Annotated in this window: 1 protein-coding gene; it reads left to right on the top strand. The window is 55.3% G+C overall.

The features are described 5' to 3' along the window. Positions 1–34 precede the first annotated feature (34 nt). A partial coding sequence (locus tag AC6F7T_RS11755) for a hypothetical protein (RefSeq protein WP_500719079.1) occupies positions 35–1,337 on the top strand: 1,303 nt, incomplete at its 3' end.

Below are 1,337 nucleotides of genomic sequence, written 5' to 3'. Positions count from 1 at the left end.
TGCCCTGTCAACAGACGCAAAAGCGACGTGATTGATGATCACAGCCGAAACTCCCAAATCGAATAATCCATCCGCATCAAGAGACTTGCTGTTGATCGACGGCAGTGCCCCTTTTTTTGTCCCCTTTGTCGACGGCCAGCGCAAAAACTGGTCGAAGGCGCCCCTGGATGCCCTGATTAACCAGGGCAAGATCAGTCCGCATCACCGTGACCTGATTTGTGCCGCCCTGGTCAGCTATTGTGACAAGGTCCGCGCGCTGGGTTTTACTGCCATCACCTTCGACGATCTGGCCCACCTGGTGATCCTCGACAGCTATTCCGCCCTACTGAAAGAAACCGTCCATTCCTGGCGTTCCCTGATGCAACGTGCCTTTGCCATCGCTGCCGCTGCGGGTCTGCGCATCTTTATCAATACCGACCTGATGTTCTGGAATCAGTATATTGAAGCAGCAGCAGGTAGCCGGTCGGGCCGCGATGGTCGGGTCCGGCAGATATTCGTCCACTGTCTGGAGCAGTTGTTTACCACCTTTGCGGAAGTGTCCGGAATTGTCACCCGCATCGGCGAGGCCGATGGTCATGATGTTGACTCGCCGTTCAAAAGTCGATTGTGGATTACCTCAGCACGACAATGTAACCGCTGGTTGCAAGAGAGCCTGCCCGTTTGTGAAGCCCACAACACATTGTTGATTTTTCGCACCTGGAGTCTGGGGGCCTTCCCGATCGGCGATATTTCCTGGAACGAAACCACGGAACAAGCAGCCTTTGCCGGCATCCGCTCTGATGCCTTTGTCGTGTCGCGCAAATACGGCAGCGCCGATTTTTTTCGCTATCTGCCCCTGAATGAACGGATTCCGGAGTCCAGGCATGCCCAGATCATCGAACTGCAGGCCCGGCGTGAGTACGAAGGCTTTGGCATCTTTCCCGCTTATGCCGGACTTCAGTATGAAGAATACCGGGAGCAGCTCAGCACCTGTCCAACCTTACGGGGGATCCTGGTCTGGTGTCAGACCGGTGGCTGGTCCCATTTTGACCGTTTGACCTTTCTTGACAACTCATCCCCCTGGAACGAACTCAATACCAAAGCCGCCATCGAACTCTTCACTACCCCCAGGGCTGCGGCATCGATCATGCGGCAATTCTGCCGGGAGCGGTTCAACGAGCAGGATGCGGAAATCATGATCGAGGTTGTTGACATCTTTGATCGCCTGATTGACCGGCTCTGGTATTTTGCCCCCTTTGCCCGCCGCCAGATCTGGTTTCGCCGTTTGCGGGTGCCACCATTGTTGTGGATTTTCTGGGATACCATCCTGGTCAACCAGCCGCTGCGGCTGATGTTTC

The sequence above is a fragment of the Pelovirga sp. genome (assembly GCF_059864205.1).
Note: the sequence above shows the minus strand (reverse complement) of the source record. Positions and strands in the feature narration are given on the sequence as shown.